Annotated in this window: 10 protein-coding genes and 2 tRNA genes; 4 read left to right on the top strand and 8 right to left on the bottom strand. The window is 49.3% G+C overall.

The genetic code is table 11. The features are described from left to right. Positions 1-16 precede the first annotated feature (16 nt). Positions 17-2044: an NAD(+) synthase gene (locus DS739_RS12860; protein ID WP_035353003.1), complete on the bottom strand. Its 2028-nt coding sequence runs from the start codon at positions 2042-2044 to the stop codon at positions 17-19. Positions 2045-2240: 196 nt separating this feature from the next. Here DS739_RS12860 and DS739_RS12855 point away from each other — a divergent pair. Beyond that, a tRNA-Gly gene (locus tag DS739_RS12855) sits at positions 2241-2315 on the top strand. A 139-nt stretch (positions 2316-2454) separates the two neighbouring features. Here the strand turns inward: DS739_RS12855 and DS739_RS12850 are convergent. Further along, positions 2455-5652 carry a glycosyltransferase gene (locus tag DS739_RS12850; protein ID WP_035353006.1) on the bottom strand — a complete coding sequence of 1066 codons (3198 nt, stop codon included), beginning with the start codon at positions 5650-5652 and terminating at the stop codon, positions 2455-2457. A 318-nt stretch (positions 5653-5970) separates the two neighbouring features. On the opposite strand from DS739_RS12850, the gene DS739_RS12845 reads away from it, so the two are divergent. After that, positions 5971-7392, top strand: a complete 1422-nt coding sequence (locus DS739_RS12845; RefSeq protein WP_006115674.1) for a hypothetical protein — start codon at positions 5971-5973, stop codon at positions 7390-7392. 130 nt (positions 7393-7522) lie between these two features. Further along, positions 7523-10342: a glycosyltransferase gene (locus DS739_RS12840; protein ID WP_035353009.1), complete on the top strand. Its 2820-nt coding sequence runs from the start codon at positions 7523-7525 to the stop codon at positions 10340-10342. Here DS739_RS12840 and DS739_RS12835 read toward each other — a convergent pair. Beyond that, complete coding sequence (locus DS739_RS12835) at positions 10339-11298, bottom strand: rhamnan synthesis F family protein (protein WP_006115672.1); 960 nt, start codon at positions 11296-11298, stop codon at positions 10339-10341. The genes DS739_RS12840 and DS739_RS12835 overlap by 4 nt on opposite strands. A gap of 111 nt (positions 11299-11409) precedes the next feature. Between DS739_RS12835 and DS739_RS12830 the strand changes: the two genes are divergently transcribed. Beyond that, the gene (locus tag DS739_RS12830) at positions 11410-11679 is read left to right on the top strand and encodes an HU family DNA-binding protein (protein WP_003623313.1); all 270 of its coding nucleotides are present in this window, start codon (positions 11410-11412) and stop codon (positions 11677-11679) included. A 72-nt stretch (positions 11680-11751) separates the two neighbouring features. Here DS739_RS12830 and DS739_RS12825 read toward each other — a convergent pair whose 3' ends face one another. The 5 genes from DS739_RS12825 to DS739_RS12805 all read right to left on the bottom strand — a co-directional run bounded on the left by DS739_RS12825 (position 11752) and on the right by DS739_RS12805 (position 15480). After that, entirely contained in the window at positions 11752-13032 is a 1281-nt protein-coding gene (locus tag DS739_RS12825; RefSeq protein WP_006115671.1) for an MFS transporter, read from the bottom strand. A 264-nt stretch (positions 13033-13296) separates the two neighbouring features. Further along, positions 13297-13371: transfer RNA gene (locus DS739_RS12820), tRNA-Gln, on the bottom strand. Between the two features lie 88 nt (positions 13372-13459). Beyond that, the gene (locus DS739_RS12815) at positions 13460-14101 is read right to left on the bottom strand and encodes a hypothetical protein (protein WP_006115669.1); all 642 of its coding nucleotides are present in this window, start codon (positions 14099-14101) and stop codon (positions 13460-13462) included. Between the two features lie 57 nt (positions 14102-14158). Beyond that, complete coding sequence (gene proC / locus DS739_RS12810; RefSeq protein ID WP_035353012.1) at positions 14159-14980, bottom strand: pyrroline-5-carboxylate reductase; 822 nt, start codon at positions 14978-14980, stop codon at positions 14159-14161. Then, positions 14980-15480 (bottom strand): YbjN domain-containing protein, encoded by a 501-nt coding sequence (locus tag DS739_RS12805; protein ID WP_035353015.1) that lies wholly within the window; start codon positions 15478-15480, stop codon positions 14980-14982. Before DS739_RS12805 ends, proC begins: the two co-directional genes overlap by 1 nt. Positions 15481-15528: the final 48 nt, after the last annotated feature.

Raw genomic sequence — 15528 nt, 5'->3', positions numbered from 1 at the left:
ACCCCTCTTTTGTGGTTCAGGCTTCGGGCACATTGTGTTTTAGATCATCCAGCCAGAGGCGGGCGTTGCCATCGGAGGGTGCGCGCCAGTCTCCTCGGGGGGAAAGGCTGCCGCCGGGCATAACTTTGGGGCCATTTGGCATGGCAGAACGTTTGAACTGGCTGGTTGCAAAAAAGCGGCGCACAAATATTTCTAACCAGTGGCGAATGGTAGGAAGATCATAAGCTTTTTGCTCGGATGCGGGAAAACCCGGAGGCCATTGGCCTGTTGAGGCATCCTGCCAAGCCTGTTCCGCTAGAAAGGCCACGCGGGACGGCCTGAAACCGTAGCGCAGAATATAAAACAGTGCGAAATCATGCAGAGCATAAGGGCCTATGATGCTTTCCGTGCTTTGAGGGCCATCTTTACCGACAGGAATAAGCTCGGGAGAAATTTCTGTAGCCAGAACGTCTGTCAGCACCTTGCCAACAGCAGGAGCAAAATGGCCCGAAGCAATGCACCAGCGGATAAGGTGCTGGATAAGGGTTTTAGGAAGACCCGCATTCACATTGTAATGCGCCATTTGGTCGCCCACACCATAGGTGCACCACCCTAATGCTAGCTCGGAAAGGTCTCCTGTGCCGATGACAATGCCATGATGTTGGTTGGCCAGCCTGAACAGGAAATCTGTGCGTAGGCCAGCCTGAACGTTCTCAAAAGTAATGTCATGCACGGGTTGCCCATCTGCATAAGGGTGCCGAATGGTGCGTAGCAGCAGCTCCGCAGCCGGGCGGATATCCAGCGTTTCGTGCGTGATATTCAACTGGCTCATCAGTGCGTTGGCGCTGGCAAGGGTTTTGTCCGTTGTGCCAAAGCCGGGCATTGTATAACCCCGCACAGCACTGCGTGGCCAACCCAGCTCATCCGCTGCACGCACGGCCACCAGTAGGGCGTGCGTAGAATCCAAGCCACCGGAAATACCGATAACCATTGTTTTAACGCCACTTGTTTTAAGGCGCTGCTTGAGTGCGGATACCTGAATGGTAAAGGCCTCAAAACAATCTTGTGCCAAGCGTTCTGGAGCGGCAGGTACAAAAGGAAAGCGGGCAAGGGGGCGTTTGAGCCCAAGGTTTGCAGAAGGAGGCGTGAGGGTGAAGCTAATGTGCCGCCATGTATCTGCTTGGCGCGCTGCATCAGCAAAGCTTCCCATACGCAGGCGTTCTTGCCGCAAAAGCGTAAGATCCACATCGGCAATTACAGCGGTTGCGCCGGAGGGAAAGCGCTCGCTGTCTGCCAGCAGGATGCCATTTTCAAAAATAGCGGTTTGGCCATCCCACGCCAGATCTGTGGTGGATTCACCTTCTCCGGCTGCCGCATAAAGGTAAGCGACAATATTGCGGGCAGAGAGGGATTGGCAGAGCATGTTCCGGGTTTCTGCTTTGCCAACCGTAATGTCACTTGCTGAAAGGTTGGCGATAATTGTAGCGCCAGCCAGTGCAGCGTGTGCTGAGGGTGGGATAGGTACCCACATATCCTCACAAATTTCTACGCTGAGGCTGAATGAGGGCACATCCTGCGCTTCAAACAGTAGATCCACGCCAAATGGTACGGTGTGCCCATTGATCTTGATTGTCTGCCCGCGAATATCTGCGCCGGAGCGGAAATGGCGTGCCTCATAGAACTCTCGATAATTTGGGATGTAGCTTTTAGGAACCACACCCAGAATTTTGCCGGAATGAATAATGACTGCGCAGTTATAAAGAGCGTTCTTCCATAACAACGGCGCGCCTACCACCAGCACAGGGCACAACGTGGCAGATGCCTGAGCCAAGGAGAGAAGGGTTGTTCTGGTTTCTGCCAGAAGCGTTTCCTGCTGTAGCAAGTCTTCCAGTGTATATCCGCACAGCCCAAGTTCAGGGAACACACATAAAACTGTACCATCTGCGGCACATGCTTTGGCAGATTCTAGGATACGCTGCGCGTTTATGGCTGGATTTGCCAGTGCTACGGGCAAGGTGCAGGCAGCTACGCGGACGAACCCTTGATGATAAAGGGATCGGAACATGGAAGCAGACACGGTTTTCCTTCCTTGCTGCGTAAAGGCATTTGAGCATCAGTATCAGCACAGGCTGAAAAGCGCCAACAGCCCTTTCCAACACAAGTAGGAAAGGGCTGGAGAAAGAAAATGCAATTTCAGGCATTTTTTTTCATTTTCCCTCTTGCCTATCTGAATGATCATCCGTAAAAGGAGGCCATCCAATGCGGGCGTAGCTCAGGGGTAGAGCACAACCTTGCCAAGGTTGGGGTCGTGGGTTCGAATCCCATCGCCCGCTCCAGATTTTCCTAAAAAATCAGAGCGGTTTACAGAATTCCAGAAATGGGGTTCTGTTTTTTTTGCGCGTTTCACGGTGTCGAAATACCAAGCCGCACAAACAGTATGCCTGTTTGCGGGCTTAGCGTTTTTATCGGTCATTTTTAGCTTGTTGTGACTTCACGCTGTTTGGCGCTTTTTTGCACCAATCTGATCCACGGGTGGCGTTCTTCTATCAGTGAGACCACGCGCTGTTTATGTGCCATTTTTTCCGTCACGTTGTTGGTCATGGATGTTTGGTGCACACGATATTCAGCCAGCACTTCCGGTACATGGGTGCCGCGCAAACCGTATTCGGCCATGGTGCACCAAAGGTCGTAATCCTCCCACCCCATTGCGTCACGGCTTACATAGTACCCACCGGCGGCGGCCCATGCCCATTTGGCTACCAGAGCCATGGCATCAATATAATTGCCTGCCACCAGTTGCATGGGGCGGAAAGGTTCCTGGCCTAACGTTGGATGTTGGGCGGGGTCTCCAAACTGTTGGATAATTGGGTAAGCGTAAGCTGTTAATTCATCTGTTGCACTTAAAAGTGTTTCACATGCATGTGGTAAAAGCCGGTTATCTGCATCCAATGGCAGGAAGAATGGGGTTTCAGCATAGGCAACACCACAGTTACGCGCGCCGCCCAACCCTGCATTGGAATTGGTTTGAAGCAAAATAAGGCGATTAAAGCGCGCCGTCTGTTTTTCCATCCAGCTTTTGATCTGGTTGAGTGATCCATCTGTAGAACCATCATCAACAACAACAAGATCAAGGGTTGGAATGGTTTGCAGCCGAACGGATTCTAATGCCTCAAGAATGAAGTTTTCGTAGTTATAAGATGTAATAATAACGGTAACATTTGCTTCTTGCAGGGCATCATGCAGGAACATTACGCTGCAATCAGGAATATCCGGTAGATTGCGTGCCAGATAATGGCCGCGTGCAATTTGTATTTCAGCGGTTTGGGCTGCCTGTTTTTCTCCTTTCAGGCTTTCCATAATCGTACCTAAAAGAATGGCTTGGCGTTGTGGGCCAAAGTGCCACAAGGCAGCATGATACGCATTTCGTGCCATGCGGTGGCGCAAATCCGGATTTTCAATAAGTGTGCGTAACGCGGTTTCCCACTCTTCAGGTGTGGTGGCAAACAACCCGGTGCGGCCGTTTTGCACGCATTGGCGAAAGGGTGCCGTTGGGGAAACAATGGAAGGCACGCCAGCTAAAGCGGCCTCAAAAAATTTCAATTCACTTTTGGCGTTACAGAATGGATTCTGTGTTTCCAGTGGTGCAATTGAAATATCAAAACGGGCCAGTTCAGAAGGAAGGGCAGGCAAGGTGCACATGTCTCGCCATTCTATCTGATCACGCACGGGTTCAAATTCAGGAAACTCGTTCATGAGCAGAACTGGGCGATGATTCCCTGTTTCGCGGAATAGTACAAGCCGAAGATTGGGTTTTTCGTGCAGCAAGCGGGCGAGAACACTACTAACCTGAGCAAAGTCTTTTTGGTGTGTGCGGGAGCCTGTTGCATAGCCAATACGAATAATCTGTTCATCCGGGTTAAGCTGGCGCATACGATACGCTTTGCGGCTTAAGGCCAGACATTCTGTATTATATATATTAGGTACAGTATAAGTAACGGGCTGATAAACCCGCATAGCATCCGCTAAAGCATCGGTTGGGGCAAACCCGATATCTGTGCGTAAAAGGGTGCGCTGCATATCAGTAAAGACTGTTTCAATACGTTCTTCTGTGGCGCCAATGCTGCGTATGCCATCAATAATATCCATACGTGCAAGGGCAGGAATGAACGTGAGATCATCTGTATCAAAAATAACCGGCATGTTTTGTTCCCGCGCCAGCCGTAGCATAATGTCTACATGGCCACTGAATTCAACACGCCATAAAATCATGACATCCGCCCAGTTGATATCATCGGGGCCAACGTCTGCGCAGCGCTTCCACTGAGCGGGAAAACCAGCAAGAGAACAGGCAGCCGCATTGCGGATGCAACGGTAATTTACACCCGGGGAATCTGGCTCACCCGCAACAAAAAGAACGTTGAATCCGGAAGGTTGTGAAGGTTGTTCAATAATGGAAATTGAAGTGGCTTCTGGAACTTCAGGAAAAGTAAGTGGCGCGGCAGAGCTGTGTTCCAGCAAAAGTGGAGGCGGAGCCGGAGGGAGTTGCGGAGGGGATTCTACGTGGGGTGGTTGAGGTAGGTCTGGCACGTAGGGAACAACAACACCTTTTACCAAAGCGCGAGCAATAGAACGGATAACGCCGGAAGGTGTTGAAAGATACGTTTTGAGAGCATCTTGCGCTTCGGTTCGGTCAAGAACTTCCTGCGCGAATCTGCCCCATAGATCATGAATGTGCTGGGAGTAAGCAGAATACGTTTGTTTCAAGGAGTCTATATATGCAGACAGGGTGAGTATGTGGTTGTTAAGGGTTTTTGTTTGTTGCTGATAACAAAGCTCTCTCTGTTTTACTGTGCTGATAAAGCTAGTTAAGCGGTCTGTAATTTCCTGTTTTTCTTGAATAAGAGCTTGTTCGTTTTTCTGGGTTTGTTGAAGGGTTTTTTGTAGCGAGTCGATTTTCTGTGCGCTCTGGTCGCTCTCGTGGTGCGTCAGCATTTGCTGGGAAAAAACATGACTGCGCGTTTGTACCAGATCCTGTTTGAGCGTATCTATCTGAGCATGAGCAGCAGTGAGGAGCGCCTTGTTGAACCAGAATTCTCCGGCAAAAGCGAAGCGTTCACGCAGCAGGTTCTTGGTGGTTTTTTCTGTGTCCGAAAGGCGGGAATCCGGTGTGAGTAGGGGAAACAGGCAGGCAACCTCTGTTGCTGCTAGAATGCCTAATCCTGTTCCTTGAGGGAACATAAAGGCAGGAAAAAGAGCAGAAAGATGTTCCCATGCTTCTGCACGCCGCGAGTCTTTTATCCCTTCTAATAGAAGGAGCGTGCCTTCTGGGGCAGTATTTAGAAGATGCTGAATGGATTCTGCCGACTGCCACATTCTGGCAGCTATATAAATAACCTGATTGTTATGAGTGATTGAAGATGGAAGTTCTGCCTGAAATGTAAGTTGGAAAGATGAGGGATGAATATTAAAGCGAAAGCTCAGTGTTTCCTTAATGGAAAGGCTGCTTCCAACCAGTAATAACCCGCTAAAAAATGCTTCCTTAAGAATCCATGATAGGAAAGGTATGTTTTCACATCCAAATGTACTATTTTGTATGAGTATAGTTGGGGTGAAAAGCGGAGAGTCTTCCAATGATGAAAGAGATTCTGCGAGGGAGGAAGGCACTACAGGCATGTGTCCGGCACGAGTCCAGTTGTGGTGATGAAAAATAGCAAACAACACTAGAGGGTTATTCTATACAACTATCAGAAAAATTATAAATATTTACCATTATAGATTGGGTATTTTTTATTTCATCAAAGAGAGAAATTTCTTACAGTGCTAACGGCTGGCAACGCTGTGCAATGTTGGCCGTTAGCGAAGTAATAACGCTATAATCTGCTTGCGTTTCGTGCAGTATTTTGCGAAGCAGGAAAGGATAGCGTTAGATTGCCGTAGGCGGGTTGGAATTTCTGGCTGGCGCGGCAAAATGTAAAGAAAAAGGACGGATACATGCCGATTATCACGGTTGTCGGTGCGTCCGGTAATGTTCAGGTTACCGTAGACGGCGCACAGAATTCGGCCCTGTACAACCAGGCCACTGACCTGTCGAACCAGTTGAGCTCAGTCATCAGCACTCTTGATGCACAGAATCTTTCTGCTGGGGATACAACCTTTAGCGATAGCAATAAGGCAGGCTACGGGGTTATTACCTCAGCTGGTTCTTACCGCGTTGCTGGTAATGTTGATTACCTGAGCATCGGTTCCGATGCCAACAGCCAGCCGGGTACGGCTCTTGATGGCTGGGTGAACGTTAATGCATATGGTGGCACTGCCTCCAGCATGACCGTTCTTGGCGGCACCAACACAGGTATTGCTTTCCGTGCAGGTGATCAGAGCGGCCAGTTCCTGGCTGGATCTGGTGATAACCTGTTCGAAGGCAACAGCCTGTCCACCGCAGGTAACTGGAACATCATGACCGGTAACGGTGATGACACAGTGAACAGTGGTGCAGGTAACAACACCATCTCTGCAGGTCAGGGCCACAACACCATCGATCTGGGCTCGGGCATGAACTATGTTCATTCCGATGGTCAGGACACCATTACAGCAACCGCTGGTCGTCAGAGCGTTACCCTGTCTGGCAGCAGCTCTACGGTTCAGCTGTCTGATAACTCTCTGGTTGTGGATGCCAATGGTAGCCAGCAGATCACGGTTGGTGGTGCTTCCACCGTTACCGGTGGTTCTCTGGATTACATCAACTTCTCCGGTGCTACAGGCACTGTTGAAGGTGGCCAGAACAGCACGATTTCCGCTGCTCATGGCAACCTGCAGACCGAAAACACCGATTCTGCACTGATCAACGTTTCCGACAATCTTACCTTCATTGGCGGCACGGGCGAAACCACCATTACGGCTGGTCACGCTACGATCTTCGGTTCCAACGGTCTGGATATCCATGTTGCTGCAAGCCAGCAGGGCTTTATCGATGGTTCTGGCGCGAATAACCTGTTCGTTGCAAACGATGGTAACGAAACGCTGGATGGTGCATCTTCTGCATTCGGGTTCCAGGCATTCGGTAACAACGCAGGCACAACAGGCACCCAGACTTTCATCGGCGGCACTGCTTCCGATACGCTGGTTGCCGGTGTAGGCGATGCCACCCTGGAAGGTGGTAGTGGTGCAGCTAACGTGTTCGGTTTCCGTAACAGTGTTGCTGGCGCAGATTACACCATTCAGGACTTTGGTAGCGCTGCTAACAACTCTGTTCTGCTGGTTGACTACGACTACACCAAGGCTTCTTTCCAGACAGACGTTCTGGATAAAGCAACACACAACGGTAACAACACCACAATTACTCTGTCTGACCACAGCCAGATTACATTTGTGAACGTTGATACCCTGAACCAAAACCAGTTTTCTGGTCTGAAGTAAGTCTTTAGAACAGGTTTACGTTCTTGCTTAAGAGGAAAGCCGGGCCTTAGGGTCCGGCTTTTCTTTTTGAAATAGGTTGTATAAAAAGATTGTGTGATATTTCTAAAGTATTGTGAAAGAATTAAAGCTTATGGCGTATTCTAAATTGCCGTGTGACACGCCAGAAAAGCAGCAATCTACCGAAGAAGCCCTTACCGCTAGTTATCGGGCCAGTATGCGTATCCAGGCTATGCGCATGGATGGCATAGTCCATGAAGCCTCTTACCTTCGGCATGAACTTTCACAGTCACAACGTCAGCTTAGTATCTGGCAGCATACATTATCCTGGCGTCTTACGGCTCCGTTAAGGGTGGTTCGGCATTTAAGTAAAGGGCAGCTACCAACAGGTCGAAAAATTTCGGACGTTTACCATAGGTTGCAAGAAATTTATCAGGATGAAGGTGTGGCAGGGGTGCGGTTTCGTATCTCTCATCGTTTGGCACGTTCATCCATTGGCCGTGCAGCTGAACGTCTATTTGAACGTAAGCCTGCCACAGTGGGTACTACTGTTGAGGGTGGGGACAAGAAAAATACAAGTATTTTAACGCATGAAGAAAAAATAAATCAGGTTTATTCTGCAAATGTTGGCAAGGAACGCTTAAAAGATTTTACGCCTCGGGTTCTGATTATTGCAGAGTTATCTCTGCGCCAATGTGCCAAATATCGCGTTTGGCAGAAAGAAGAGCAACTACGGTCTTTAGGGTGGCTTGTAGAGGTTGTTGATTGGCGAGAAACAGAAGAAGCTCTTTCAGCTCTTCAGGTATGCACAGAGGTTATTTTTTACCGTGTTCCCGCTTTTCCTGCGGTTGAAACACTCCTTAAGGAAACAAGGCGGTTAGAGCTTTCCCCTTGGTGGGAAGTGGATGATCTTATCTTTTCTGCGGAAGATTATAAGCAGAACGGCAATTTGGCCACTTTGGACAAACAGGAGCAAGAAGAGCTTCTGTTTGGCGTTCGGCTTTTTCGTAAATGTTTGTTGTCTTGCGATAAGGCCATTGCCTCTACACGTGTGTTGGCACAGGCTATGCAAAAAGCCGGTATTCAGCATACCGTTGTTATAGAAAACGCGCTGGATCAGCAGACATTGGATGTGGTGGCGGACATCCGGCAAAATGGTGTGCCCCAGCATGATACGCAGCGCGAGATACGCATTGTGTATGGTTCTGGCACACGTACGCATGATGCAGATTTTAAGCTGGCGGCAGCAGGTATTCTTGCAGCCATGCAAGCAGACCCACGCCTTACACTGCATATTATTGGAGATCTTACTCTGCCATCAGAGTTTGATGCGTTGGGTGGGCGAGTGCAAACCCAGATAGGGTTAGATTACGCAGCTTATATGCAATTGTTGGCGCAGGCAGATATTACGATTGCCCCATTAGAACCTACGATTTTCAATGATGCCAAAAGCAATATCAAATTTCTGGAAGCCGCTATTCTAAGTTTGCCTGTGGTCTGCTCACCGCGCGATGCGTTTATGCAGATTGTACAGGATGGTAAAAATGGGCTTGTCGCACAGACCGATACAGAATGGTGTGATGCCATTTTAAAGCTGGCTGCTGACAGCACATTACGAAAAACACTTGGTGATCAAGCCCGTAAGGATGTTCTGGACCATTATAGCCCAGAAGCCATTGTGAAAAACCAGGTTTTGCCAGCGTTCGGCAAGCCGGAAGTTCAGAAGTCATCAGAATTACGCATTTTATGTGCGAATATTTATTACGAGCCACGCTCTTTTGGCGGCGCAACATTTGTTGCAGAGGAAATGGCTCGCAGGCTTCAGCAGCAGGAAAACACAAAGGTTGCCGTGTTTACATCGCGCCCTCCTTTGGCGCAGCGCGGCAAGGCGAGTATCCGCTATTGTATGGAAGGCACAGATATTTTGGGTGTTATCACGCCCCCAGATCATGATGCCGTAGCAGGGTTGGATAATGCCGATGCCACGCAAGCCTTTAAAAAGTGGGTGGAGGCATTCCGTCCTTCAATTGTGCATTTTCATGCAACACAAGGGTTGGGGCTAGGTTGTGTAAGGGTATGTATGGAAAAAAACATTCCTTACGTCATTACACTGCATGATGCATGGTGGTTATGTGAGCGGCAGTTCATGGTGAAAGCCGATGGACATTATTGCTTTCAGGAAAAAATCAATCTGCATACGTGCCAGCTTTGTGTGCCGCATGCACGGCATCTGGCAGAACGTCAGATATTGATGATAACGGCCATGCAGCACGCAGCGCTATTGCTGACTCCTAGTGCCGAGCATCGTGCACTTTTTGTTGCAAATGGAATTTCGACAGACAAAATTCGGGTAAACCGGAATGGTTTTTTGTGGCCCAAATCTTCTCATCCACAACGTATTCCCGGCCAAAAACTACGCTTTGGCTACGTAGGCGGCACAGAAGAAATAAAAGGATACTCTCTTGTAAAACGCGCATTTGAAGCGCTGGAACGAGATGATTGGGAACTGGTTATCGTTGATAATAAGCTAAATCTGGGTATCAAATCTGTTTACACAGGAGCATGGAAAACACAGGGGCGTGTTTCCACAATTCCAGCCTATACGCGTGAGACAATAGACGACTTTTTCAATAGCATTGATGTGCTGCTGTTTCCTTCGCAATGGAAGGAAAGCTATGGCCTGACCGTGCGTGAAGCGTTATCGCGCGATGTATGGGTAATCTCTACCGCTCCGGGTGGCCAGGCGGAGGATATTGAGGATGGAGTGAATGGCACCCTTATTCCGATAGATGGCAGGCCAGAAACCCTGCATATGGCGGTGGAAAACCTTTTGGATACACCCGGATTTATGCAGGACTATGTAAATCCTCATAAAGCGACCCTTGCCACATTTGAACAGCAAAGTGCAGAGCTGGAAAAATGGCTGTACGAAGTGGCGCAAGTCTCAGGTTAACGCGTTGAACGTTTCAGATGGCCTATCTTCCAGCGTAGGCTATCTGCTGTGCTGATAACATTATAAAGCGCTCGCCCTTTTGCTGTTGTGGCAGCAGGGGCTGATCTGGATTCGTTTTTGCAAAAGCTATCCATGATCCATTGGCGATCAAAGTCGGACGCTGGGGGAATAACCTCTGGCCACCGGTGTAAGTTCGAGATAGCGAAGCTGTTGTTCCGTAAGAGTTCCCGCTTGATAAAAGGCACCTGCCCAGAAGCAGCAACAGAATACCAGTGCGTGTGCATAGGGTTGGTGGGGAGAAAGCGAGCTAGAGGTGACTGTAGATCGCTCCAGGCTGCCTGAAGAGGAACTCCGGCTTCTTGCAGCGCAACGGATAACCCTAATTCCCCATGCCAGATAATTTCATTCCGACTCATTTGTTCAAATGGGAGGGAAAAAACACGCTGCACTGGTGCTGCTTGCAGTGTGTGCCGCGAAAGCCCAACAAACCATGATTGCAAATGTGGTGTGATAAGGCGGGAGGCAACAAGCCCCCAAGCAGGTAACGTATATGCGTGTGCTTGTTTTACTACATCGGCAAGAGGTCGAAATGGCCCGAAGACACTGTCATTCGCTAAAAGTACGTAAGGAGCTTGAGCTGCAACGTTTTTTTGGAACAAGAAACGCCATGCTCCAAAGTCCATCCCTCCGTTAGGGCGTTGCCAAACGTGAATATTATTTTTTTTACAGAAAACAATGGTTTCTTTATCTATTGGGGTTTCACCAGAAAGAACCAGATGCAGAATAAAACCGCAATCCAAAATGTTTTTTAGGTAAAACCGTGTAAAAATCGGTAAAATACCGTCTGGTGCGAATGCAGCAAAAAGACATACAGACCCCGCCGGTAAACCTGTGTCTGAAAAGCCACATGATCCGTTTTTGCTGACAGGATCGGAAGGATTTAAAAGATGCTGCATTTTTTAAGTTGGTTTTTTCATCAAAATGTGACTACAAGCCCTTAAAGCATAGGCATGATAGCCAAATAATTCTTGTGCATACAGTTCTGTCTGAAAGGGAGTTAGTACTTCATGAGCAAGGCCTTTATTGCAGCAGTGATCCAGGACTCGATCAACTGCACCGGCGTTGCCGCCAATCAGGCAGCGAATGACCTTATTGATGCGATTGTAGAAGAACTGAAGCGTGAAGGTGGTTTTACACTTCCTTCTTTCGGAACGTTTACAGTGCGTAAGACCAAAGCTCGTAAGGCCTTGAACCCTCGCACGGGTGAGCAGGTAAAGGTCAAAGCTGGCAAAACGGTACGTTTTAAAGCAAGTCCGAATCTGAAAAAGGCTGTTTAAGCCTGAACAATCGGGTAGCTGCATAAGCTTTGGAAAAAGCCTTACGGATATTGTTCCGTAAGGCTTTTTTTATCAGGAATGCTCGGGGGTAATGTCTTCCAGCCTATCCAGTTTGCGCAGGCCGGGAAACAGCATCATCCAGATTCCACTAATGCATAATGTGCCAATACCGCCTAATACAACGGCAGGAATGGGGCCAATAGCAGCGGCCAGCATGCCGCTTTCAAATTCCCCCAACTGGTTGGATGAACCAATAAAAAGCATATTCACCGCAGAAACGCGGCCACGCATTTCATCTGGCGTGCCTAATTGAACCAGTGCTCCGCGTACCATAACGCTGATCACATCTGCTCCGCCCAATATTGCCAACATGATAACTGAAACGGCGATGGAGCGAGAAAAACCAAAGGCAATGGTGGCAAAACCAAAAATAGCAACGGCTGCAAACATCCACAATCCAGCATGTCGCCCTAAAGGATGACGGGCTAAAATAGCAGCCACCAATAATGCACCAATACCAGGAGCAGCCCGCAGCAAGCCTAATCCCCAAGGGCCTGCATGCAAAATATCATTTGCAAAAATGGGAAGCATGGCTGTCGCCCCGCCCAACAGCACAGCAAATAGATCTAGAGAAATAGCGCCTAGCATAGTGGGTTTGCGGCGTAGAAAAGCAATGCCGCCAAAAACAGCGGCTAGGGTTGCAGGCTGTTTGGCGCGGGTTGGAAACTGCAATTTCATGGAAAAAGTACAAAATGCGGCAATAGCAAAGCTAAGCGCGCACAATGCATAACATACCCCTGCGCCCAAACCGTATAGCAATCCCCCCAAAGATGGCCCTGCGATACAGGCAACCTGAAACAGAGAGGAAGAAAGAGCCGCTGCACGTGGAAAGAGTGCAGGAGGAACCAGAGAAGGCAGAAACGTTTGCTGCGCGGGTGCTTCAAAGGCGCGGCAGATGCCAAATACCACCACAAGCCCGTAAATCATGAGGGAGGTGAGGTGATGCGAGAATGAGGCATACGCCATGAACGCCGTAGCAAGCGCCTCGATCACCTGGCACGAGATAACAATACGTTGCCTGTTATGCTGGTCTGCTGCGTGCCCGGCAGGGAATATAAACAGCACCATAGGTAGAAATTGTGCCAGCCCCACAAAACCCAATGCGGCTGCACTATGGGTAAGAGCATAAACCTGCCACCCTACAGCTACTGCCTGTACTTGAGATGCAAAGGCAGAAAGTGTTCTTCCTCCCAAAACAGCAGGAATACCCTGTTGCTTCAAAAGCGAGGGAGGCGGCGCAGAAGGATGTGTCATGAGAACGGGGGCAGTCTGATAGAGCAAAAGAAAAAGCACTAATGGTGTTTTCTATCAGAGAAAGGAATATTCCGTAACGTCAAGAGTAAGTGTGAGTATCAGAAAACTTATTCAGAATAGTTTTACATTTCATGATAAAGTATTCTGAAGGTGTGTTAAATGTTAAGATCGCATAAATAAATATAGAATTTATTTATGCTCATTTCCATAAAATACAAATTTTCAATAATACATTAAGGGTGAATATATTCGCTCAATTTTTATAAAAATAAAAACATGAATATTTTTAAAGAGATTAGGTTCTGGCTGGGGCGGGAGGATTCGAACCTCCGCATGGCGGAATCAAAATCCGCTGCCTTACCGCTTGGCTACGCCCCATCAGCATTAAGCTGCCAGTGCCGCTCTTTTAAGGCAAACTGACAGCTTTCGTAAAGTCTGTTTTTCATATCTTTGTCAGAAGAAAAAATTAATGGCCTTCTGCAAAGCTAGAATCTGCATCCGGAAGAGCCTCCAGATCTGGCAATCCGTCATCCAGAGAGGCCGCTTCATCACCTGCGGGAAAGAGGCCAAAACGGCCAGCTTTGTCTAACGCCAGATCCAGAGCCGCCATGGTGCTGCCCATATCGGGGCTGTCATCTTTTTCCCATGCACGCAAAGTGTGGGTCCATATGCCCACAATTATGTTCACGCGTACAAATCCGCCTAGCCCGTTGGCGCTAATGCCTGCGGCATCTGCCATCCAGCGCATGCTTTCAAGCGTGGCACCACCTAGAATGATAGCTAGGGGAGGGTCCATCGGCAGGCTACGCAGCACAGAACTGAGGCCTTCACGGTATTGCTGGAATACATCTAGCCGGCGCATCAACAGGTCAAACAGGCGTTCACGGGTGTTGCCACTTACTGTGTCATCAGCCAACGCGACATCATCCGCCATGCGCCCAAGACGAAGCAAGATGGAAGCCTTAAGCGGAAAGCGCTGCCGTGCCTCACGCAGGGAAAGGCCTGCATCACGCGCGGCATCCAATACAGAAATGTGCGACCAACCACGTTCTGCAGAAAGTGTTAGAGCTGATGAAACCAGCGCTGCATCAAAATCATCATTGTCCATTTAAAAACCTGCGCGAGAAGAAAGAGAAAATATAATCAATGGGCATAAAGGCAAAAATCAGGATGCAAGTTCCTTGGCGCGCTTAACAGCAGCAGCAATGGCGGTTGAAACAGCCTGTGGCCATGCATCGGAGGCCATCAGAACTTTCAATGCGGCTTCTGTGGTGCCACCGGGGCTTGTAACGTTCCGGCGTAATTCTGCGGCATCTGTGGGAAGCTGATGCAACATCTGCCCCGCACCATAAATGGTGCCGCGCGCCAGCGCACGGGCGGTTGGTGCGTCCAACCCTTGTTCTATGCCAGCCTGTTCTAGCAGTTCAGCTAGAAGAAAAACATAAGCAGGTCCGCTGCCAGAAATAGCGGCTACGGAATCAATTAACCCTTCCTGATCCACCCATACGGTTTTACCCACAGCGCTGAGGAGTTGATCACACTGCTTTTTCTGCTCTGCGGAGGCTTCGGGCGGTGCATAAAGCCCGCTCATGCCTGCACCTAGAGCCGAGGGAGTGTTGGGCATACTTCTGATAATAATAGGAGAGGCCGCAGCGTTCCCTTCCCGATAAGCTGCCAGCAGGCTGGCAATGGTGCGGCCAGCCATAACGGAAAGCAGTGTGGCGTTAGGGAAGTGTTGGGCTAGTTCTGCCAGAACGCCATTGGCTTTTTGGGGTTTGACGGCAACCAGAATAATATCTGGCGCAAAATCTGCCGGAATGGCCTCTAGAGAGCGCACAACACGGTGGGGAGCAGGAAGCTCTGCCAGATGCCGGTCTATAACTACAGAAGGGGCTAACCCATGCGCTAGCCAGCCTTCCAACATGGCACCACCCATTTTACCGCAACCGACGAGAAGGATGGAGGGCAGGAGGGGGGTGTTTGTCATTATGCTTCTCCCTGACAATCAATCATGGCTGTTGCGAGTGCCGTTTTGGCATCCAACCCTGCGTGCAGAAAAAAACGAAAAGCAGGGTAAAAACGTTCGCATTCAGCCAATGCAATGTCGATCATATCTTCGAATACATCGGTAACGGATGGTGTACCGCGCAACAGCAGAGCATGGCGAAAGAGCAGAACGCCGTCTTCTGTATCCAGGCTGAAATGGCCAACCCATATCTGCTCATTCGCTAGCCCGATCAGTTCGTACAGATCGGGGTGCTGTGTGGGGGCTGCCTTAAGATCAAACGCACAGGTAAACAGAATAGCGCCCAGTTCGGCTGACCATGAAAAAAACAGCCCGTAATCACACCAGCGGGAAGGGGCTTCTGCTGCCATTTCCGTTGGGGTGCAGCGTTCAAATGTCCAGCCATGCCCACCAATTACCTGTTCCATGAGATCAAGCGGGTTGGTGAGCATGGAGGATGCTTCAGAGGTCAATGCTGGCATGGGGGTGCTCCGTGCCTGCGGGAAGGCAGAAAAGAATATTTAAGGGGA

Origin of the sequence: Acetobacter sp. JWB (assembly GCF_003323795.1) — a bacterium.
Classification (GTDB): domain Bacteria; phylum Pseudomonadota; class Alphaproteobacteria; order Acetobacterales; family Acetobacteraceae; genus Acetobacter; species Acetobacter oryzifermentans.
This window is presented reverse-complemented; position numbering and strand designations above follow the sequence as displayed.